The organism is Stutzerimonas stutzeri (genome assembly GCF_024448935.1).
GTDB lineage: Bacteria > Pseudomonadota > Gammaproteobacteria > Pseudomonadales > Pseudomonadaceae > Stutzerimonas > Stutzerimonas stutzeri_AO.
In genome coordinates this window covers 1-18,690 of record NZ_JAMOIE010000092.1, presented here as the reverse complement: position 1 = coordinate 18,690, position 18,690 = coordinate 1, and the positions used below count along the sequence as shown (strand labels likewise).

General features: G+C 60.7%; 20 protein-coding genes and 2 pseudogenes. 14 read left to right on the top strand and 8 right to left on the bottom strand.

Annotation, left to right across the window (positions count from 1 at the left end; translation table 11 throughout):
- Positions 1-12: 12 nt before the first annotated feature.
- The 4 genes from folE to NA637_RS20405 form a co-directional block, all read right to left on the bottom strand.
- The gene (folE, locus tag NA637_RS20420; RefSeq protein ID WP_256074398.1) at positions 13-558 is read right to left on the bottom strand and encodes a GTP cyclohydrolase I FolE; all 546 of its coding nucleotides are present in this window, start codon (positions 556-558) and stop codon (positions 13-15) included.
- Positions 559-672: 114 nt separating this feature from the next.
- Positions 673-1,230, bottom strand: coding sequence for a Smr/MutS family protein (locus NA637_RS20415; RefSeq protein WP_256074397.1), 558 nt, complete (start codon positions 1,228-1,230; stop codon positions 673-675).
- Positions 1,231-1,322: 92 nt separating this feature from the next.
- The gene (locus NA637_RS20410) at positions 1,323-1,640 is read right to left on the bottom strand and encodes a hypothetical protein (protein ID WP_256074396.1); all 318 of its coding nucleotides are present in this window, start codon (positions 1,638-1,640) and stop codon (positions 1,323-1,325) included.
- Positions 1,641-1,725: 85 nt separating this feature from the next.
- A complete protein-coding gene (locus tag NA637_RS20405) occupies positions 1,726-2,319 on the bottom strand; it encodes a cysteine hydrolase family protein (protein ID WP_256074395.1) in 594 nt (197 codons plus the stop codon).
- Positions 2,320-2,507: 188 nt separating this feature from the next.
- Here NA637_RS20405 and prmB point away from each other — a divergent pair, with 188 nt between their 5' ends.
- A complete protein-coding gene (gene prmB, locus NA637_RS20400) occupies positions 2,508-3,428 on the top strand; it encodes a 50S ribosomal protein L3 N(5)-glutamine methyltransferase (protein ID WP_256074394.1) in 921 nt (306 codons plus the stop codon).
- Positions 3,429-3,452: 24 nt separating this feature from the next.
- Here prmB and NA637_RS20395 read toward each other — a convergent pair whose 3' ends face one another.
- Positions 3,453-4,241 carry a hypothetical protein gene (locus NA637_RS20395; protein WP_256074393.1) on the bottom strand — a complete coding sequence of 263 codons (789 nt, stop codon included), beginning with the start codon at positions 4,239-4,241 and terminating at the stop codon, positions 3,453-3,455.
- 64 nt (positions 4,242-4,305) lie between these two features.
- Positions 4,306-5,271: an alpha/beta hydrolase gene (locus NA637_RS20390; protein WP_256074392.1), complete on the bottom strand. Its 966-nt coding sequence runs from the start codon at positions 5,269-5,271 to the stop codon at positions 4,306-4,308.
- A 154-nt stretch (positions 5,272-5,425) separates the two neighbouring features.
- Here NA637_RS20390 and aroC point away from each other — a divergent pair, with 154 nt between their 5' ends.
- The 9 genes and pseudogenes from aroC (at position 5,426) to NA637_RS20345 (ending at position 11,449) form a co-directional block, all read left to right on the top strand.
- Positions 5,426-6,517, top strand: a complete 1,092-nt coding sequence (aroC, locus tag NA637_RS20385; RefSeq protein WP_256074391.1) for a chorismate synthase — start codon at positions 5,426-5,428, stop codon at positions 6,515-6,517.
- A gap of 75 nt (positions 6,518-6,592) precedes the next feature.
- Positions 6,593-7,738 (top strand): MFS transporter, encoded by a 1,146-nt coding sequence (locus NA637_RS20380; protein ID WP_256074388.1) that lies wholly within the window; start codon positions 6,593-6,595, stop codon positions 7,736-7,738.
- Positions 7,735-8,399, top strand: a pseudogene (locus tag NA637_RS20375) (methylthioribulose 1-phosphate dehydratase). The gene NA637_RS20380 and the pseudogene NA637_RS20375 overlap by 4 nt, the downstream one beginning before the upstream one ends.
- Positions 8,400-8,434: 35 nt before the next feature.
- Positions 8,435-8,983 carry a 1,2-dihydroxy-3-keto-5-methylthiopentene dioxygenase gene (locus NA637_RS20370; RefSeq protein WP_256074387.1) on the top strand — a complete coding sequence of 183 codons (549 nt, stop codon included), beginning with the start codon at positions 8,435-8,437 and terminating at the stop codon, positions 8,981-8,983.
- A gap of 35 nt (positions 8,984-9,018) precedes the next feature.
- A pseudogene (locus NA637_RS20365) lies at positions 9,019-9,162 on the top strand (acireductone synthase); the annotation flags it as partial.
- A 73-nt stretch (positions 9,163-9,235) separates the two neighbouring features.
- The gene (locus NA637_RS20360) at positions 9,236-9,445 is read left to right on the top strand and encodes a PLD nuclease N-terminal domain-containing protein (protein ID WP_256074386.1); all 210 of its coding nucleotides are present in this window, start codon (positions 9,236-9,238) and stop codon (positions 9,443-9,445) included.
- A 3-nt stretch (positions 9,446-9,448) separates the two neighbouring features.
- Positions 9,449-9,640 carry a PLDc N-terminal domain-containing protein gene (locus tag NA637_RS20355; RefSeq protein WP_256074384.1) on the top strand — a complete coding sequence of 64 codons (192 nt, stop codon included), beginning with the start codon at positions 9,449-9,451 and terminating at the stop codon, positions 9,638-9,640.
- A gap of 226 nt (positions 9,641-9,866) precedes the next feature.
- Positions 9,867-10,727, top strand: coding sequence for a polyamine aminopropyltransferase (speE, locus tag NA637_RS20350; RefSeq protein ID WP_256074383.1), 861 nt, complete (start codon positions 9,867-9,869; stop codon positions 10,725-10,727).
- A gap of 380 nt (positions 10,728-11,107) precedes the next feature.
- Positions 11,108-11,449, top strand: a complete 342-nt coding sequence (locus NA637_RS20345) for a ribonuclease E inhibitor RraB (RefSeq protein WP_256074382.1) — start codon at positions 11,108-11,110, stop codon at positions 11,447-11,449.
- Between the two features lie 12 nt (positions 11,450-11,461).
- On the opposite strand, the gene NA637_RS20340 is transcribed toward NA637_RS20345, so the two are convergent.
- Positions 11,462-12,418, bottom strand: a complete 957-nt coding sequence (locus NA637_RS20340) for a LysR family transcriptional regulator (RefSeq protein ID WP_256074381.1) — start codon at positions 12,416-12,418, stop codon at positions 11,462-11,464.
- 104 nt (positions 12,419-12,522) lie between these two features.
- On the opposite strand from NA637_RS20340, the gene NA637_RS20335 reads away from it, so the two are divergent.
- Positions 12,523-13,278, top strand: a complete 756-nt coding sequence (locus NA637_RS20335; protein ID WP_256074380.1) for a sulfite exporter TauE/SafE family protein — start codon at positions 12,523-12,525, stop codon at positions 13,276-13,278.
- 21 nt (positions 13,279-13,299) lie between these two features.
- On the opposite strand, the gene NA637_RS20330 is transcribed toward NA637_RS20335, so the two are convergent.
- On the bottom strand, positions 13,300-14,685 hold the full coding sequence (locus tag NA637_RS20330; RefSeq protein ID WP_256074378.1) for an MATE family efflux transporter: 1,386 nt from the start codon (positions 14,683-14,685) through the stop codon (positions 13,300-13,302).
- 119 nt (positions 14,686-14,804) lie between these two features.
- On the opposite strand from NA637_RS20330, the gene pdxB reads away from it, so the two are divergent.
- The 3 genes from pdxB to NA637_RS20315 all read left to right on the top strand — a co-directional run bounded on the left by pdxB (position 14,805) and on the right by NA637_RS20315 (position 18,469).
- The gene (gene pdxB / locus NA637_RS20325; protein WP_256074376.1) at positions 14,805-15,950 is read left to right on the top strand and encodes a 4-phosphoerythronate dehydrogenase PdxB; all 1,146 of its coding nucleotides are present in this window, start codon (positions 14,805-14,807) and stop codon (positions 15,948-15,950) included.
- 113 nt (positions 15,951-16,063) lie between these two features.
- Entirely contained in the window at positions 16,064-18,127 is a 2,064-nt protein-coding gene (dnaX, locus tag NA637_RS20320; RefSeq protein WP_256074375.1) for a DNA polymerase III subunit gamma/tau, read from the top strand.
- Between the two features lie 15 nt (positions 18,128-18,142).
- Entirely contained in the window at positions 18,143-18,469 is a 327-nt protein-coding gene (locus NA637_RS20315) for a YbaB/EbfC family nucleoid-associated protein (RefSeq protein ID WP_019339308.1), read from the top strand.
- The last annotated feature ends 221 nt before the right edge of the window (positions 18,470-18,690 follow it).

The following is an 18,690-nucleotide window of genomic DNA, read 5'->3' as shown; positions in this document are numbered from 1 at the left end:
TTGCAGCTTGCCCTATCTGACCAGGCCGAGGAACTCGCTGCGGGTGGCAGCGTTCTCGCGGAACTGGCCGAGCATGACCGAGGTGACCATCGAAGAATTCTGCTTCTCGACGCCTCGCATCATCATGCACATGTGTTGGGCCTCAATGACGACTGCCACGCCCCAGGCCCCCGTGACCGTTTGAATCGCCTCGGCGATTTCACGCGTGAGATTTTCCTGAATCTGCAGTCGGCGAGCGTACATGTCGACGATACGCGCGACTTTCGACAGGCCGAGCACCTTGCCGTTGGGCAAATAAGCGACATGCGCCTTGCCGATGAAGGGCAGCATATGGTGTTCGCACAACGAATAGATCTCGATGTTCTTGACCAGTACCATTTCGCTGTTATCGGAGCTGAACAGCGCGCCGTTGGTGACCTCCTCGAGCGTCTGCTGGTAACCCTTGCACAGGTACTGCATGGCTTTGGCGGCGCGCTGGGGCGTATCGAGCAGGCCCTCGCGGTTGACATCCTCACCCAGCTGGCCAAGGATCGCGGTGTAATGTGTTTCCAGGGACATATGACTACCCGTCAGGCATGCAAGAAAGCGCGAGTGCGAAGGTTAGGGGGTCGGCCGCTGGGCTGCAAGCGACATGCGGCACCAATGCGTGGATCGAGACGCCTGACGCAAAGCTTACTCGTCGCGTCCTTCGAGCATGGTTCGTTTGAGAATCACATAAACGGCGCCGGTACCGCCATGCCTTGGCAGGCATGAAGTAAAACCGAGCACTTGAGGATGCTGGCGTAGCCAGGTGTTCACGTGGCTCTTGATCAGGGGCCGCTTGCCGTCGATTCGCGCGGCCTTGCCATGGGTGACACGCACGCAGCGAATCTCGAATTTGCACGCTTCGGCGAGAAAGTCCCAGAGCAGCACGCGGGCTTTCTCGACGCTCAGCCCATGCAGGTCCAGGCTGCCTTCGAATGGAATTTGGCCGGCTTTCAGTTTGCGCATCTGGCTGTCCTGGACACCGTCGCGCACCCAGTACAGTTCATCTTCAGCCGCAACATCGATTACGAACTGATCGGAAAGCCCATCGATCCTGGTATCGCTGTCGCTGATCGAGGCATTGGCGCGCAGAGTGGCTATCTGTGCTTTGTTGCTGCGTGGTTTGCCAATTTCAGCCCGGTCGTGTTCGATAGGCTTGACGCCACGCACAGCTGATCTGAACAGGGAAAAATCATCTTCTTGCATGAGGCCTCCGCTTTAGTCGGCCATTTTATCTCAAAGCTTTTGTCCAGGGCTGCCTTCCCTCTCGAAGGCGGCGCTGGGCAAGCGCGGACAGACTAACGACGTTTTTTCAGGCGTGGCGAAAGACTCAACCCGCTCGGTGTATGCATGCGGCGGCGCACACGACGTCGCACGAATGTGCCAAGCAGCAACAGGATCAGACCCAAGGTCAATAGCGTCACCGCGGCTTCTTTGTCCAGAGGCATGCTGGCCAAGGCTTCGATACCGCTAAACAGTGACGCAACACCAGCGCCGATGAACAGCGCGCCCGCGACGATCAGCAGCAGACCAAGTGCTGTGCCAAGGCGTGCGCCCCAGCTGCGAGGTTGGCGAGGGCGCAGACGGCGCGCATCGAAACCTTCGGTTCGTTTCATTCCGGTTGGCTCCTCAGGAGCGGCGACTGTCGGGCCGTCGGCAAGCGCAGGCGAGGCGGGCTGGTCGCTTTCGGTTCGGTCGCGCTTATGCCAGTGCTCCGGCATCAGCCACGCATACAGCGAAGTTGTCCGCGAGAATGGTCATCTCCATGCGATGCACCTCTGCCGCGGCGATCGCGCCGTCTCCCATCGGTAGGTCACGTGTGGCGCAGGCCTTGTCAACCAGCGTACAGCGGTAGCCGTAGTCCTTTGCCGCGCGGACCGTGGTGCTCACGCTGGAGTGGGTCATGAATCCGCAGACAACGAGGTCGAGGCGGCCAAGCTGCTGCAGCACTTCATGTAGTCGGGTGCCAGCGAACGCATTAGGCAGCGTCTTGCCGATCACGGTTTCGCCTGGAAGCGGTGCCGCTTCCGGCATGATCTGGCCGCGTAATCCCTGGGGGTCGAACAGCCCGCCCGGGATGCCCAGGTGGTGAACATGCACGACGGGGGCGCCAGCCGTGCGGGCGGCGGCCAGCAGCTTGCTGATCTGCTCCAGCGACGAGTCCAGATTCGGTAATGCCAGTGTTCCCGTCCGGTATTCTTCCTGCACGTCAATGACGACAAGGGTCGCGTTGGCCAAAGTCGCCGGTGCGTAACTGCGGCCACTGAGCTGAAGCATGGTCTGTGGCTTGGACATGACTGACTCCTTGTTCTGAGAGGGGCATGATTGTGGCGCCAGTAGCGCGAGATGTGAACAGCCAACAGGTGGTGATTTGCTCATATATATCGGCGTCATGGGCGCTGTGCCATCACGCAGCGCCGCAAAACTCGCGAAACGAGCAGGGCCATCAGCTAGACTTTCGCCCTTTTCAGAGGAGATGCCCCGTGACTGCTTGGTCTTCCCGTTTGCGCACCTTGCGTGATCATATTCGCTGGGCTGTCAGCCGCTTCCACGCTGAACAGCTGTTCTTCGGCCACGGTACCGACAACGCTTGGGATGAGGCTCGCCAGTTGGTGCTTGGTGCCTTGCACTTGCCGTGGGAGATGGCCGACAGCTACCTCGATTGCCGGCTGGAAGACGATGAGCGTGAGCATCTACAGGCTTTGCTGCGCCGTCGAATCGAGCAACGCGTGCCGACCGCCTATCTGCTCGGGCAGGCCTGGTTCTGCGGGCTTCCGTTCATCGTGAACGATCACGTGCTGATTCCGCGCTCGCCGATTGGCCAATTGATCGGGCGGCGCTTCGAACCCTGGCTGGCGAAGGAGCCCGCACGGATTCTCGACCTGTGTGCCGGTTCCGGTTGCATCGGCATTGCCTGCGCCTATGAATTCCTCGATGCCGAGGTGCTGCTGGCCGACCTGTCTTTCGAAGCGCTGGAAGTGGCCAATCGCAACATTGAACAGCATGGCCTGGACGATCGGGTTTACACCGTACAGGGCGATGGGTTCGATGGGTTGCCCCAGCAGCGCTTCGACCTCATTGTCTCCAATCCGCCCTATGTGGACGCTGAAGATTTCGCCGATATGCCTGCCGAGTTCCAGCATGAGCCCGCACTGGGTTTAGCCTGTGGTGACGACGGGTTGAATCTGGTGAGAAGAATACTGGCGGAGGCGGCCGATCACCTGACCGAGACCGGCACCCTCATCGTCGAGGTCGGCAACAGTCGGGTGCATGTCGAAGCGCTTTATCCGGAAGTCGACTTTACCTGGCTCGAGTTCGCTGACGGCGGGCATGGTGTTTTTCTGCTCGCCGCCAGTCAGTGCCGGGATCATCAGGCGCTGTTTCGTGAACGGCTCTTGCGGTAGGCAAGGCCGAACGGCCGGGCAGCGTCAGCGGGTTGCGATCCAGATCAGCAGCCCGGCCTGAAACAGGGCGAAGACGATCAGGCAGGCAATGGTGAATCGGAGGGTGCCATCCTCCCGGCGAAGCTTGCTCAAGCGTTCGTGGATATCGCGAATTTGATTTTCCTGCTCGAGCAGATTGCGATCAGCCTGCTCGAGCATCGCCGCGGCCTCTTGCAGTTCGATGATTTGCACCTTTTCGATATTCCAGTCAGGCCGCAAGGCACTGACACGACTTGCACCGTAGATCGCCTTGAGCTGCTGGGGCTCGGCATACAGCACATCGAAACCCTGGCTGAGCAGGCAATGATCGCGCCGCAAGCGTATGTCCTCGCCGGTTATATCTTTGACCGGCAACGCGCCGCCTTCGACCCGATAGTGTGCCCAGCGCTTCTGAGCCCAGGCTGCCCCCTGCGCAAGCAGGAAGCGTCCAAGGCCACGGTTTGCCGGCTCTATATGCAGGCCAGAGTCTGGGCCGAAGCGCACTTCCTTGGCTCGGTGGTCGGCCCAGATTTCCAACAGGTTGTGCTGTTTGGCCAGCACTTGTCCCGGTATCCGTATGACGAGCTTCAAAAGGCTCTGCTGAGGCGTATGTCGCTCGACCTGGGTCAACTCCACGAACCGTAGCGGGCGCGCTCCGGTGTCACGGTCGGTGGGCAATGGCGACAGGCGAAGCAGTCGGAAGCGATCCGGGGCGAGTTCGGCCCAGGGATGCGGCGGTGGCGCAGCGGGCGTCGGGGCCTCGTTGTCGTCAGGTGCTGTTGGGCTGTCGGTCATCTCGGCATCCATGGGCCTGTGCGGGTCGTTGCGGCTGGCAAGGAGCGTATCGGCCGATAGCGGGCTAACTGGAGGCTGGCAATATGCCGTGCTCGGACAGGAATCGGCTGATCTGTTCCGTCAGTTCATGAGCGATAGGCATTTCGGGGCTGTTATAGGAGGCCATTTGTCTCCCGCGCTCCGGCGGCGTAATGCGCAATACGTGCCCCATCCCAGATATCAGGGCCAACTCCGCGTCGGCTCTGGCTCGCTTCAGGGCCTGGGCATCTTCGCGCCCGACCTGAATGTCATGAGTGCCCTGGATAATCAAGGCCGGTGCGCTGGTGCCCGCAAATGCATTGGCCGGGTCCTGGCGGAACAGCGAGATGAGATAAGGCTGGACGCTCGGGCGGAACAGAATCCGCAATGGGTCGGGCACCTGATCGTGGATTCTTCCTGCCTTGAGCTCATCGATCAGGTAGTACGCGGTTGCCAGCAGCGGCGGCGACAAGCGGCCCTGGAGTTGCTCGCGCAGCAGCCTGTCGATGGGGCGACCGCTGCCTGCGAGGCTGATCAGTGCAGCGGGTTGAACGGTAGGCTCAGCCAGGCTGGCAATCAATGCACCTTCGCTGTGGCCGACCAGCACGACCGCCGAAAACCGCGGATCGGCTTGCAACAGGCGCGTCCAGGCCACTGCGTCGGCCACGTAATCCTTCACCTTCAGTTGGCTTTCGTCAGGTGCCAGCGCGCGGCTCTGGCCGACGCCGCGCTTGTCATAGCGCACGCTGGCGATGCCGCGTTTGGCCAATGCCTGTGCCAGCCGCTTGAGGCTATCGTTGTGGCCCATTGGATTGTTGCCGTCGCGGTCGGTCGGGCCCGAGCCGGCTATCAACAACGCGACCGGCAGAGGGGCATCGGACTTCGGAAGCAGCAGGCTGCCATGAAGACGCCCGTCCGGCACCTGCACGGTCATCCTTTGATTCAGCAGCGTCTGGGCTTGGACTAAGGGCGCGAGCATGGTGAGCAACGTGAACACAAAAAGGAAACGCATGGGCAGCAATAAACCATTGGCGAAGCGGGGCGGATACGGAGCGAGCTGACGGTTGGGCGGGTTGGCAGTATGCGCCACCGCTGCAGGCAGCGAAACCGGCAGCGGCTCGGGTATACTTTCGCCCCTTCTTTAGGTCGATCGCGGAGCACCCTGCATGTCCGGCAATACTTACGGCAAGCTGTTCACCGTCACCACGGCTGGCGAAAGCCACGGTCCGGCATTGGTCGCGATCGTCGACGGCTGTCCGCCGGGCCTGGAGCTGAGCGCCGCTGACCTGCAACGCGACCTCGATCGACGCAAGCCTGGCGCCAGCCGGCATACCACCCAGCGCCAGGAAGCCGATGAGGTTGAAATCCTTTCCGGCGTATTCGAAGGCCGTACGACCGGCTGCCCCATTGGTTTGCTGATCCGTAACACGGACCAGAAATCCAAGGACTATTCGGCCATCAAGGACCTGTTCCGTCCCGCTCATGCCGACTACAGCTATCACCACAAGTACGGTTTGCGTGATTATCGCGGCGGTGGTCGCAGCTCAGCCCGCGAAACCGCCATGCGCGTCGCTGCCGGCGCCATCGCCAAGAAATACCTGGCGACGCTGGGCATCCAGGTGCGCGGCTACATGAGCCAGCTGGGGCCGATCGAAATTCCATTCAAGACCTGGGAAAGTGTTGAGCAGAACGCATTTTTCAGTCCGGACCCGGACAAGGTGGCGGAGCTGGAGGCATACATGGACCAGTTGCGTCGTGATCAGGATTCGGTTGGTGCCAAAATCTGTGTCGTCGCCGAAGGCGTCCCTCCAGGGCTTGGCGAGCCGATCTTCGACCGACTCGACGCCGAACTGGCCCATGCCCTGATGAGCATCAATGCGGTGAAGGGCGTTGAAATCGGTGCCGGCTTCGCCAGCGTCGCCCAGCGTGGCACCGAGCACCGTGACGAGATGACGCCGGGCGGTTTCCTTTCCAACAATGCAGGTGGCATTCTGGGCGGCGTTTCGTCCGGCCAACCGATCATCGCGCATCTGGCGCTCAAGCCGACGTCCAGTATCACCACGCCGGGCCGCTCGATCGACGTTGTTGGCAATCCCGTGGATGTCGTCACCAAAGGTCGTCACGACCCCTGCGTGGGTATCCGCGCGACGCCGATCGCCGAAGCGATGATGGCCATCGTTTTGCTGGATCATCTGCTGCGCCATCGGGGGCAGAATGCCGATGTGCTGGTGGGTACGCCGGTGCTAGGACAGCTTTAAGCTGCAAGCCACGAGCTTCAAGCCGTACGGAGTGCGTCCGATGTTTTTTCGCTTGCAGCTTGGCGCGTGCAGCTTATGACTGCGTTGCCCTACTGGCGCCTGTCCGGTTTCTACTTTTTCTACTTTGCGCTGCTCGGTTCGGCGGCGCCGTTTCTCGGCCTCTATTTCGACCATCTTGGCTTTACTGCCGAGCGCATTGGCGAGCTGGTGGCCATTCCCATGCTGATGCGCTGCCTGGCACCGAACCTGTGGGGTTGGCTGGGCGATGTCACAGGCCGACGTCTGGCGATTGTTCGTATTGGTGCGGTCTGTACGCTGATTTCGTTCAGTTTGATCTTCTACAGTAAGAGTTACGCCTGGCTGGCATTGGTGATGGCGCTGCATGCATTCTTCTGGCATGCGGTGTTACCGCAGTTCGAGGTCATCACCCTGGCGCACCTGCACGAACAAGCGTCTCGCTACAGCCAGATTCGCCTATGGGGCAGCATCGGCTTCATCGCGGCGGTAGTGGGGCTTGGGGCGCTGTTCGAGCGCCTGAGTCTCGACATTTATCCGGTGGCGCTGCTGACAGTCATGGCCGGGATCGTGATCAGCAGCGTATGGGTGCCCAACGCGGTGCCGACGGCGCGCCCTGAACCGGAGGGGCAGGGTGGTTTTTTTCGCCAGCTCTGCCGTCCGGGTGTATTGGCATTCTTCGTGTGCGTCGGTCTGATGCAGGTCAGTCATGGCCCGTACTATACCTTTTTCACCATTCATCTCGAAACGCTCGGCTATGGCCGTGGCACCATCGGCCTGCTTTGGGCGCTCGGGGTCGTGGCGGAAATCCTGATCTTCCTGGTGATGGCTTCGCTGCTGGCGCGCTTTTCGTTGCGCCAGGTTCTTGCCGCTAGCTTCCTGCTGGCCGCGCTACGCTGGTTGCTGCTGGGTACGCTGGCCGATCATTTGGGCGTGCTGTTGATGGCGCAACTGATGCACGCGGCCACGTTCGGCAGCTTTCACGCAGCGGCGATTCATTTCGTCCAGCGCAGCTTCGGCCACCGCCAGCAAGGGCAGGGGCAGGCGCTCTATGCGACCCTGGCAGGGGTTGGCGGAGCGTTGGGTGCGCTTTACTCCGGCTACAGCTGGGCCAGTCTCGGCCCTTTATGGACGTTCGCCATTGCCAGTCTGGCCTCGCTGGTCGCAGCCGTTATCATCGCTATCCCAAGCAGGAGCTCGGCATGACTGCTGCCCGTGACGACCTGGCGCAGGCCATTATCGAAGCTGGCCAGTTTCTCTATAGCAGCAAAGGTTGGTCGCCGGCTACCAGCAGCAATTATTCGGCCTGCCTGACGAGTGTTGAAGTGCTACTGGCAGCCTCCGGCAAGCGCAAGGGGCAACTGCCGGCGGATGATCTGCTGGCGGTGGATATGAATGGTCCTGGCCTGGAACTGGGCAGGAATCCTTCCGCCGAGACCCTGCTGCACACCCAGTTGTACCGCTGGAAGTCCGAGATCGGTGCGGTGCTGCACACCCACTCGGTCAATGCGACGGTGCTCTCGCGCATATGCTCGAGTGAGATTCGCTGGTGTTGGTCGATTGCGAGCTGCAGAAAGCGTTCAGGGGGGTTCATCGCACGAATCGCAAGTGCTGGTACCCGTGTTTGAAAACGACCAGGACATCGGGCGACTCGCCGCGCGGGTTCAGCCCTGCTGAACGAGCACCCTGATTGCGTCGGCTACCTGATTCGTGGAACGGCCCCTACACCTGGGGCGCCCAGATGAAGGATGCATTGCGCCAGATCGAGGCGTTCGAGTTCCTTTTCGAGTGCGAGCTGAAGCTCGGATGCTGCAAAGCCTGTAGCGGGAACACTTTTTTACGCGCCATCTGGCCGACATTATTATAACCCCGGGGCAGCTATCCCGGTCGGAGACATACCGTATGAGCATTCTCAGCGTTTATCAGGACACTGCGCCCGAGCGGCCACTCAAGGTGCTCACTCATATAGAAGACATTGCCGCCACGCTGGCCGACGTCGGTGTGCGCCTGGAACGCTGGGAAGCCAGCGCGCCCATTCGCGCCGGTGCACGTTCAGAGGAGGTGATTGCCGCCTACCGTCCGCAGATCGATCGGCTGATGAGCGAACGCGGCTACGTCACGGTCGACGTCATCAGCCTGACCCGCGACCATCCGCAGAAGGCAGAGCTTCGCGCCAAGTTTCTTGAAGAACACCAGCACGCCGAGGACGAGGTGCGTTTCTTTGTGGTCGGCCGCGGGTTGTTCACGCTGCATATCGAGGACAGGGTGTATGCCGTGCTGTGCGAAAAGAACGACCTGATCTCGGTGCCTGCCGGAACCCGGCATTGGTTCGATATGGGTGAGCATCCTCACTTCGTTGCCATTCGCCTGTTCAACAATGCAGAAGGCTGGGGCGCGCAATTCACCGGTGAAGACATTGCCGGCCGCTTCCCGCGCCTGGAGGATTGTTGATGCCGGTCAAAGCCATCCTGACCGATCTTTCTTTCCTATGTATTTCCGGTGTGGTGGAAGAGCTGGACGCCGCGCAGCAGGCTCGCCTGCACAGCTGCGGCCTGGTGCGCGAGGGTGGCGAGCTGGCTGGTCATCCGACGGTCGCCAGCTTCGACGCGATTGATCCGCGCCGTTACTGAGCTGATCGCATACTGAACCCTCAAACCGGCCAGGCATCCTAATTACGAATTCACCATAATTTGGAGTCTTGTCATGACCGATGCCTTCGGTGGTATTTTTGGCCTGCTTATCCTGGCACTGGATATCTGGGCAATCATCAGTGTGGTGCGCAGCGACAGCAGCACTGGCAAAAAGGCTCTCTGGGTATTGCTGATCGTTATCCTGCCGGTGTTGGGTCTGATCATCTGGGGCATCATGGGGCCGCGTGGCAATCGGCCAGATGAGCGCAGCCTGAGGCCCTGACGCGTGGAAGGCTGGAGCGCACTGCTGGCCTTGATCGTGCTGGTGGCCGATAGTGTGGCCATCGTGCAAATCTGGCGAAGTCGGATCGAGGTCGGCCGCAAGACCATCTGGAGCCTTGTCGTCGTGCTGTTGCCGGTCGTCGGGCTAATCATGTGGTTTGTTGCCGCCGGACATTTCGCCAAGGTCCGGTTGTGAATTGCGCATAGCGATTCTGTCGGATCGGTGCCGAGGTCGAACACCTTCCTGACACGCATCATCAACGCCACGGTGTGTTCGGCTAGTGATCGCTGAGGGTCAGTTCAGGAGCGGGCTGTTGGGCGCGGATGGTTCCTCCGGTCATAAGACCAAAGTAGAATGCTGCTCTTTGCCAGCTGGACAGCCTTCGGGCCTGTCTGTTACGCCATCCATCAGGGAGACACCCATGAGTGACTATCAGGAAACTCTCTACGAGGGCTACGGTCAGCGATTCAGAATCGACAAGATGCTGCATGAGGTGCGCACCGAGCATCAGCACCTGGCCATATTCGAGAATGCCCGCATGGGTCGCGTGATGGCGCTTGACGGGGTCATTCAGACCACCGAGGCAGATGAATTCATCTACCATGAAATGCTCACGCATGTTCCGATTCTGGCTCACGGCCTGGCGCGGCGTGTCCTGATCATCGGCGGCGGTGATGGTGGCATGCTGCGTGAAGTGAGCAAGCACCGCGATGTCGAGAGCATCACCATGGTCGAAATCGACCGCGCCGTGGTGGAGACATGCAAGGAATTTCTACCGGAGCATTCGAAGGGGGCGTTCGCCGATCCGCGGCTGAGCCTGGTAATCGATGACGGCATGCATTTCGTGGCAACCACTGACGAAACGTTTGACGTAATCATCTCCGACTCGACCGATCCCATTGGACCGGGCGAGGCTCTGTTCTCGGAAAACTTCTATCAGGCGTGCCGTCGCTGCCTCAACGATGGCGGCATTCTGGTCGCGCAGAATGGCACACTCTTCATGCAATTGGCCGAAGTCCAGACCACTGCCAAGCGGATGACCGGACTGTTTCCCGACTGGCATTTCTACCAGGCGGCGGTCCCTACCTATATCGGTGGCGCCATGACCTTCGCCTGGGGTGCCTGTGATTCCGACAGCCGCAAGCTGACACTGGAAACCTTGTGTCAACGTTTCGCTGGCAGCGGAATCGTGACTCGCTATTACAACCCGCACATCCATATCGGCGCGTTCGCGTTGCCTCAGTACGTGCTGCAGGCGATCAGCAAGCCCAGCAACGGCTAGTTCTGTGGGCGCGCTGCGACGCGAGTCGTTGCAGCGCCCCGGTCGGTCCCGTCAGACCCGTCGTGGTCGCTTCGTTTCACCGTCCCCGTTGCGGACGCGGTTTATACGTCGTATGTTCCAAGGGCAGTTGCATGCACGGGAGTGCTCGGAGCATCGGCTGCTGCCGTGTGGCCTGGCTGAGGTTACGGTCACAGGCGTCCGATCGCTGATCCGTCGAACTCCCAGGCGTCGCTGAGGCCTACTGGAAACACCGCACGGTTTCTCTTATCCGATAACCAGGCAACTTACGGCCAGCACTGTCCGGCCGCATTCGCAACGAGGTAGAGAAAGGCTTTTCCATTCCTGAAATCGTCATCCATGAGTGAGAGGAGGTTGTTTTTATGAGTGCCACCTTCCATGAGGATGTAAGCAGCAACGTACTTATCAGGATGAAGGAGGGCGGTTTCGACTTCGCCCGCGTCCATCCGATCGAGTTCTACGCTGTGTTTCCCGATCGTGAACGTGCCTGCGCGGCCGCCAGCAATTTCCGCGGCGAATGCGTCAACACCCAGATAGCGCCCCGCGACGACGGGGCCTGGGACCTGCAGGTCAGTAAAGTGATGTATGCCACCTTCGATGGTATCGGTGACTTCGAGCAGGATCTGGAGAACCTGGTCGAGCCGCTGGGTGGTGTGCTTGATGGTTGGGGCGTGACCCAGGAACTTTCTGGCTGCGCTGTCTGATTGCCAATGCTTTCATGCAAGGGCGAGTCCGCTTTGCAGTGCCTGGTCCCAGGGTGGGATCGGGCCAAAGCGGCTCTTTAAAAACTCCAGCAGCAAACGGCTCCGAGAATCCGCTTCCCGTGTCAGGCGCAACGCGTAGATCCCGCTAGGTTCTGGTTCCGGCAGTCCGCGCTCGCAGAACAAGGGCAGCAGATCGCCCCGCAGTAGCTGGTCGCTGATCAGCCAGGTCGGTAGGTGGGCGATGCCCAGTCCCGCCAGGGCGGCGGTAAGCAAGGCTTCCGCATTGTTCGCGACCATCCGCAGACGCTTCGGCTTCAACAGCTTTCGTTTGCCCTCATGTTCGAATCGCCATGCATGGAATGGAGCCAGAGCGTCCCAGTCCACCCCATCATGCTCCGGCAGTTCTGCGACTGTTTGCGGTACACCACGGCGGTTCAGGTAGGCAGGACTGGCGCAAGCGATGCGCATCATCGGGGCCAGCGGCGTTGCAACGAGGCGTGTATCGGCCAGCGGCCCGATACGTAGCACCAGATCGACATCCCCCAGATGCTCGCCTTGCATATCGATAAAGCTGTCGATCAGGCGCAGCTGGATATCGACCCCCGGGTAAGCCAATAAAAACTCAGCCAATGCTGGCGCTAAATGTCGGCGTCCGAAGGGTGCGGGCGCATCGATACGGATACGGCCTTCCGGTGCGCTTTGTAGTGAAGTCATCTCGGCCCGTGCCAGTTGTAATTCCTCAACGATGCGTCTGGCACGTTCGGCAAATGCCTGACCGGCAGCCGTGGGCTTGACTGCATGGCTGCTGCGGCTGACCAGCTGGCAACCCAACGAGCGCTCCAAAGTGTTTATGCGTCGTGCCACGGACGAGGGCGCGAGTGCGCGCAGGCGACCCGCCGCTGAAAAGCTGCCGGTATCGATGACATCGATAAAAAGCCTGAACTGATCGGTAAGCGCGTTGGTGTCCATGGTTCCCTGCTTTGCTTTGCAGAATACGCAAAGCCATTGTGCATCTTTGTGCATATGCCTACCAGAGACCGCTGAGTAGCATTGCAGCTTTCGCTGGAGACGTTATGGACCTGGTCGGATTCGTGTTGAATGTGGTGCTGGGTTTGGCACTGGGAACGCTGGGTGGCCTGTTTGGTATCGGCGGCGGGCTGATCGCGATTCCGGTACTGGGGGTGATGTTCGATCTGGACCAGCAGGTCGCTCAGGGCACAGCACTGGTCATGGTTGTGCCCAACGTGCTGCTGGCGATCTGGCGCTACCACCAACGCAATCGCATCGACCTGCGCCACGCGGCAGCATTGGGCATCGCCAGCTTCTGCTTCGCCATCGGCGGTGCTGCGGTTGCCGTATCGCTCGACGCTGGGCGCATGCGTATCGCCTTTGTCGGTTTTCTCGTCGCTTTGGCTGCCTACACCCTGTCGCGGGTATTCTTCCGGCCAGCGTCCGGTGGGACCGAGTTGCGCCATCCTTGGCCGTGGTTAGGCGTGCTGGGTGCTGGCGCGGGCGCGCTGGGCGGTTTGTTTGGCGTAGGCGGGGCAGTGCTTGCCACGCCGGTACTCACGGCAGTATTCGGAACATCGCAGGTCGTGGCGCAGGGCCTATCGCTGTCACTGGCGGCGCCAAGCACCGCTGTTACGCTGGCCACTTATGCCACACATGACCAGGTGAACTGGATGCTTGGTTTGCCGCTTGCCATAGGAGGGCTGTTGAGCATCAGCCTCGGCGTGAAGTTGGCGCACGCGCTACCGGAGCGGCTGTTGCGCCTTATGTTCAGCGGGTTTCTGCTGTTGAGTGCCGTCCTGCTGGCCTTCGAAGCCTGAACAGCCCGCACCGAGCCTGCCCTAGGCCGTGGCTGGTCTCGCTCGGCGTATTTCACGTCGTGCACTGCGCAGCAGTCGAATAGTCAGCAGGATCGCGGCGCAGCTCAGGCCTGCAATCAGGCCCTGCCAGAGCCCTGCCGGCCCGCTGGGTTCACCGAATCTGTCGGTCAGGCCGAGTACATAGCCCACCGGCAGGCCGATCCCCCAGTAGGCGAAAAGCGTGAATACCATCGTCATGCGGGTGTCCTGGTAGCCGCGCAGCGCGCCGGCCGCCGTTACTTGCACCACGTCCGAAAACTGAAACAGTGCAGCATAGAAGAACAGGCTGGCGGCCACTGCAATCACAGCCGGATCCGGCGTGTAGATACGTGCGATCTGCTCGCCGAACAGCAGCATGCTACCCGCCGAAAAGCAGGCATAGACCAGGCTCGATATGACGCCCAGGCCGGCAACGAAGCGTGCATCCCGTGGTGCGCCTCGTCCCAGTGCCTGACCGATGCGGATGGTGATGGCCATGCCCAGCGAAAGCGGAATCATGAAAATCAGCGACGTAAAATTGAGCGCGATCTGGTGTCCGGCGACCACGGTCGCCCCGAGGCCGCCGATCAACAGGGCGATGACCGAAAAGATGCTGGCTTCGGCAAACACCGCAACCCCGATCGGCACGCCCACCGAAAGCAGGCGGCTCAGCATCGACCATTGCGGCCAATCGAAATGGGCAAACAGCTGGCTCGGTTGGTAGTACTCGGCGCGGCGTACCCAGAACAGCATTGCCAGTAGCATGAAAGCCATGACCAGCGCGGTAGCCCAACCACAGCCGACCCCGCCCATGGCTGGCAGACCCAACTTGCCGTAGATGAAAATGTAATTCAGCGCAATGTTCAGCATCAGCGCGAGAATGCCCACCACCATGCTGGGCCGGGTATGGCCGAGCCCATCGCTGTAACAACGCAGCACTTGATACAGCGCCACTGCGGGAAAGCCGCAGGCAACCGCTCGTAAATAGGCCATCGTCGGGTCGATCAGTGCCGGTTCGACTTCCATCAGATGCAGCACCGGCTCGGCGTTCCACATCAGCAGGGCGGATAGCGAGGCTACTCCGAGCCCCATCCACAAGGCCTGGCGTACCAGCGGTCCAATGCGTTCGTGTTGGTCACGGCCAAAGTATTGAGCAACATTGGGCGTGGTCGCCAGGATGACGCCCGTTACGAGAAGGAAAACCGGCACCCAGATGGAATTTCCCAACGCCACCGCTGCGAGGTCTGCCGGGCTGACACGGCCGGCCATCAAGGTGTCGACAAAACCCATGGCGGTGTTGGCCAGTTGAGCAATCATCATAGGCAGGGCGAGGGCGAAGAGGGTGCGCAGTTCAACGCGAACCCGTCTGAGTCTCAGCTCAGTGGGCATTGCAGATTATCCGGATTGTATACAGAAGCCGCCTAGTCTACGCCGCGCGTCGCACGCACGGGAAGGCAGCAGAGCGACCCGGCGCGGTCTAGAATGGAAAATCATGACGGAGCCATACAATGCGCATTCTTGCCGATGAAAACATTCCTCTGGTTGACGCTTTCTTCGCTGAGTTCGGCGAGATACGCCGTATGCCTGGGAGAAGTATCAACCGGGCTGCGCTCGAGCAGGCCGACGTGCTTTTGGTTCGGTCGGTTACCCGGGTCGATCGCGAGTTGCTCAAGGGGAGCGCTGTGCGTTTCGTGGGCACTTGTACGATCGGAACCGACCACCTCGACATCGATTACTTCGAGGAGGCGGGAATCAGTTGGGCTAGTGCACCGGGCTGCAACGCTCGCGGCGTCGTTGATTACGTGCTCGGCAGTCTTCTGGCCTTGGCCGAAGGTGAGGGCGCCGAGCTGGAAGGTCGCCGTTATGGCGTGATCGGCGCCGGGGAAGTGGGCGGCAGGCTGGTAGAGGTTCTGCGCGGGCTGGGTTGGGACGTGCGTGTCTGCGATCCGCCGCGCCAGGCACATGAAGTGGGCGAGTTCGTCACCCTGGATGAAATATTCGCTGAGTGCGATGTCATCAGCGTGCATACGCCGTTAACCCTGGACGGCGAACATTCCACGTTTCACTTGTTGGATCAGTCTCGCCTGGAGCAGCTGCGCCCAGGCGCCTGGCTGATCAATGCCGCCCGTGGCGCGGTGGTCGACAATGCCGCCTTGCGCGAACAGCTGGCCAGGCGGACAGACATCCAGGCGGTGCTCGATGTCTGGGAGGGAGAGCCTCAGATCGATGTCGAATTGGCCGAGCTGTGTTGGATCGCAACCCCCCATATCGCCGGTTATAGCCTGGATGGAAAGTTGCGCGGAACGGAGCAGATCTATCTGGCGTTTTGTGCGAACAGAGGTTTGCAACCAACGGTTGAACTGGCGGAGCTAATGCCGCCAGCGCCGCTGCGAGGGCTTGTCTTCGATGCTTCAACTAAGCCTGGCGAGCTGTTGGAAATAACCTGTCGGGCCGTGTATGACCCGCGACGTGACGACGCCGCATTTCGTCGCAACCTGAGCGATGACGAGGCCCAGCGCCGCGTCGGCTTCGACCAGTTGCGAAAGCAATACCCACCCCGTCGGGAAATAGACAGCTTGCAGATCGAAATCACCGGTGGCCAGCCGCAGCTGGAACAGATCGTGCGAGCCCTGGGCGCAACGGTTAAGCGCTGACCGGGCGTTTACGCTAACAAGCTGCAATCCGCCATGCGGGCGTCAGGCTGGATGCAATTTGCCGCCTGCTCCGCTAGCATTACCCGTCCTCTGCTTTATCCCGCGATGGTGTTATGAGTTATCAGGTACTGGCCCGTAAATGGCGTCCGCGCTCGTTCCGCGAAATGGTCGGCCAAACGCACGTGCTCAAGGCTCTGATCAACGCACTGGACAGCCAGCGCCTGCACCATGCCTATCTGTTCACAGGTACGCGTGGGGTTGGCAAGACCACCATCGCGCGGATTATCGCGAAATGCCTCAATTGCGAGACGGGTATCAGTTCCACACCCTGCGGAGAGTGCTCGGTCTGCCGCGAAATCGACGAAGGGCGTTTCGTTGATCTGATTGAGGTAGACGCCGCGAGCCGCACCAAGGTCGAAGACACTCGAGAGTTGCTGGATAACGTGCAGTACGCGCCTAGTCGTGGGCGCTACAAGGTTTATCTGATCGACGAGGTGCACATGCTCTCGTCGCACTCGTTCAACGCATTGCTTAAAACGCTTGAAGAGCCACCGCCCCACGTCAAGTTTCTGCTGGCCACCACGGACCCGCAAAAGCTGCCGGTGACTATCCTGTCGCGCTGCCTGCAGTTCTCGCTGAAAAACATGCCGCCCGAACGCGTAGTGGAGCACCTGACCCACGTGCTTGGCGTCGAGCAGGTCCCGTTCGAGGAAGATGCGCTCTGGTTGCTCGGCCGTGCCGCGGATGGATCGATGCGCGATGCGATGAGCCTGACCGATCAGGCGATCGCGTTTGGCGAGGGCAAGGTACTCGCGGCCGACGTCCGCAGTATGCTGGGTACCCTTGATCACGGGCAGGTCTACGGCGTGCTGCAGGCGCTGCTTGAAGGCGATGCCAGGGCGCTGCTGGAAGCAGTTCGTCAGCTTGCCGAGCAAGGCCCTGATTGGGCCGGCGTGCTTGCGGAAATGCTCAACGTCTTGCACCGTGTAGCTGTCGCCCAGGCGTTGCCGGACGCGGTAGACAATGGCCAGGGCGATCGGGACCGTGTGCTTGCACTGGCGCAGGCATTGCCGGCCGAGGACGTACAGTTCTATTACCAGATGGGCCTGATCGGCCGGCGCGATTTGCCGTTGGCACCCGATCCGCGAAGCGGATTCGAGATGGTCATGCTGCGCATGCTCGCGTTCCGACCTGCTGACAGCGATAACGCACCGCGAACACCGTTAAAGACATTGGGAGTCAGTCCGGCCACGACTGATTCCAGATCAACCGAGGTGGCCGGTACTGCGGCATCCGCCGCACCGGAGCATGATCTGGCTGCAAAGCCCGTAGCGCCAGCGCCGGCCGCTGCGGTCAGCTCTTCGGTGCCGCCGCGGCCGGACCCTTTACCTGCACCTGCACCCTCGTTGATAGACCCGGCTCATGTCCAGGTTCCCGAGCCGCCGGCCGCTGCCGTGGAGGTCACGCCGGCTCCGACGCCTCAACCTGTGGCGTCGGAGTCGGCACCTTCGGTGGTCGACGTGCCGTGGAATGAGCCGCCGGCATCGTCACCGGTTGCGGTGGAAAGTGAGGCGGTAGAGCAACGGACCGCTTCGATTGAAACCGCTGAACATTTCGCTGCGGTCGTCGAGGTGAGCGAGCCTGACGATGAAGACCCCCCGCTGACTGACGAGGATTACTTCGAGGTCGAAACGCAGGCTGAAGCGTACCTGGACGGGCTGGATGATCCGGCGTCTGAGCAGCAGTCTGTCGAACCTGCCCCTGCGGTCGAACCGGCGACCGGGCTGGCCGCCGAGTGGCAGGATATTTATCTGAAACTCGGGCTGGCAGGCCTGACCGGCAGTATCGCGGCCAATTGCACGTTGATTTCCGTTGAGGGCGATCGCTGGCTGATGCACCTGGACCCGGCGCAAAGTGCACTGTTCAATACGACTCAACAGCGACGTCTCAACGATGCGCTGAATCAGTACCATGGGCGCACCCTGCAGCTGGATATCGAGTTGCAGACCCCGCAGCAGGAAACTCCGGCCCAGGCCGCGGCCCGCCGAAGGGGCGAGCGTCAGCAGGTGGCTGAGCAGTCGATTCAGGCCGATCCCGTGGTGCAACAGCTGATGCAACAGTTCGCCGCCGTCATTCGCGACGGTAGCATCGAACCCGTAGAACATTCCGAACCCTGATCCGAGGTAGACCCCATGATGAAAGGTGGCATGGCCGGCCTGATGAAGCAGGCGCAGCAGATGCAAGAAAAGATGCAGAAAATGCAGGAAGAGTTGGCCAACGCCGAGGTGACCGGCCAGTCCGGCGCCGGCCTGGTAAGCGTTGTGATGAACGGTCGACACGACGTCAAACGCGTCAGCCTGGACGACAGCCTCATGCAGGAAGACAAGGAAATTCTTGAAGATCTGATCGCCGCGGCAGTGAACGATGCGGTGCGCAAGATCGAGCAGAACAGCAAAGAAAAGATGTCCGGCATGACCGACGGCATGCAGCTCCCGCCCGGCTTCAAGATGCCCTTCTGATGGCCTCGGAGTGCCGTTCCAGGCACTCAGCCAGCGCGGTCGATTCGGCGCCGTGAATGACGCTATAGCGAAGCGAAATTCACGGCACTGTCTAAATATAACTCTACGAAATTACAGGCATTTTACGCCTGTTTACCATCGAGTGGGAGTGACCGGCACTGGCTGGCATCTCAGCTGAGGTTTCAAAGATCCCGCAGCTGAGCGATAGTCAGCAGGGCATC

Bases quoted from the DNA above. Each gene is read 5' to 3' on its own strand.
- NA637_RS20370 (WP_256074387.1), top strand. From the start codon at position 8,435: ATGAGCATTCTCAGCGTTTATCAGGACACTGCGCCCGAGCGGCCACTC.
- NA637_RS20410 (WP_256074396.1), bottom strand. From the start codon at position 1,640: ATGAAACGAACCGAAGGTTTCGATGCGCGCCGTCTGCGCCCTCGCCAA.
- NA637_RS20360 (WP_256074386.1), top strand. From the start codon at position 9,236: ATGACCGATGCCTTCGGTGGTATTTTTGGCCTGCTTATCCTGGCACTG.
- NA637_RS20405 (WP_256074395.1), bottom strand. From the start codon at position 2,319: ATGTCCAAGCCACAGACCATGCTTCAGCTCAGTGGCCGCAGTTACGCA.
- NA637_RS20330 (WP_256074378.1), bottom strand. From the start codon at position 14,685: ATGCCCACTGAGCTGAGACTCAGACGGGTTCGCGTTGAACTGCGCACC.
- NA637_RS20345 (WP_256074382.1), top strand. From the start codon at position 11,108: ATGAGTGCCACCTTCCATGAGGATGTAAGCAGCAACGTACTTATCAGG.
- NA637_RS20315 (WP_019339308.1), top strand. From the start codon at position 18,143: ATGATGAAAGGTGGCATGGCCGGCCTGATGAAGCAGGCGCAGCAGATG.
- NA637_RS20380 (WP_256074388.1), top strand. From the start codon at position 6,593: ATGACTGCGTTGCCCTACTGGCGCCTGTCCGGTTTCTACTTTTTCTAC.
- NA637_RS20395 (WP_256074393.1), bottom strand. From the start codon at position 4,241: ATGACCGACAGCCCAACAGCACCTGACGACAACGAGGCCCCGACGCCC.
- NA637_RS20340 (WP_256074381.1), bottom strand. From the start codon at position 12,418: ATGGACACCAACGCGCTTACCGATCAGTTCAGGCTTTTTATCGATGTC.
- pdxB (WP_256074376.1), top strand. From the start codon at position 14,805: ATGCGCATTCTTGCCGATGAAAACATTCCTCTGGTTGACGCTTTCTTC.
- aroC (WP_256074391.1), top strand. From the start codon at position 5,426: ATGTCCGGCAATACTTACGGCAAGCTGTTCACCGTCACCACGGCTGGC.
- speE (WP_256074383.1), top strand. From the start codon at position 9,867: ATGAGTGACTATCAGGAAACTCTCTACGAGGGCTACGGTCAGCGATTC.
- NA637_RS20390 (WP_256074392.1), bottom strand. From the start codon at position 5,271: ATGCGTTTCCTTTTTGTGTTCACGTTGCTCACCATGCTCGCGCCCTTA.
- NA637_RS20415 (WP_256074397.1), bottom strand. From the start codon at position 1,230: ATGCAAGAAGATGATTTTTCCCTGTTCAGATCAGCTGTGCGTGGCGTC.
- dnaX (WP_256074375.1), top strand. From the start codon at position 16,064: ATGAGTTATCAGGTACTGGCCCGTAAATGGCGTCCGCGCTCGTTCCGC.
- folE (WP_256074398.1), bottom strand. From the start codon at position 558: ATGTCCCTGGAAACACATTACACCGCGATCCTTGGCCAGCTGGGTGAG.
- NA637_RS20335 (WP_256074380.1), top strand. From the start codon at position 12,523: ATGGACCTGGTCGGATTCGTGTTGAATGTGGTGCTGGGTTTGGCACTG.